The organism is Undibacterium sp. TC9W (genome assembly GCF_049339865.1).
Classification (GTDB): domain Bacteria; phylum Pseudomonadota; class Gammaproteobacteria; order Burkholderiales; family Burkholderiaceae_D; genus Undibacterium.
This window is the reverse complement of the sequence record NZ_JBMPPJ010000095.1, coordinates 1-258: the sequence shown is the minus strand read 5'-3', so window position 1 is coordinate 258 and position 258 is coordinate 1. Positions and strand designations below refer to the sequence as shown.

Here is a 258-nt window from a genome sequence, read left to right as displayed (position 1 = left end):
CTTCTTCGCCGTTGTAGCTGAAGCGGCTTGTGGCGCTCAGTGTACGTGCGTCGATGACGACTGCGCTTTCAACGGCTGTACCAGCTGTGTCTGCTGCATTGTTGGCATCATTGGCTGTGTCGTTGTCATTCACGATGGCCAGAACACCTGCGTTGTTGTTGGCAGCGATCAGGGCATCTGTCAATGTCAGACGGTAGTTACCTGCACCATCAACACCGGCGTTGTTGGATGTACCAACCAGACGGATTGTTTCGAAAC

1 protein-coding gene is annotated in these 258 nt (G+C 53.5%); it reads right to left on the bottom strand.

Going from position 1 to position 258, the window contains the following annotated elements:
- Positions 1 to 258, bottom strand: a 258-nt coding sequence (locus ACO0LN_RS30385) for a hypothetical protein (protein WP_422980505.1), incomplete at both ends; no start/stop codon positions are given.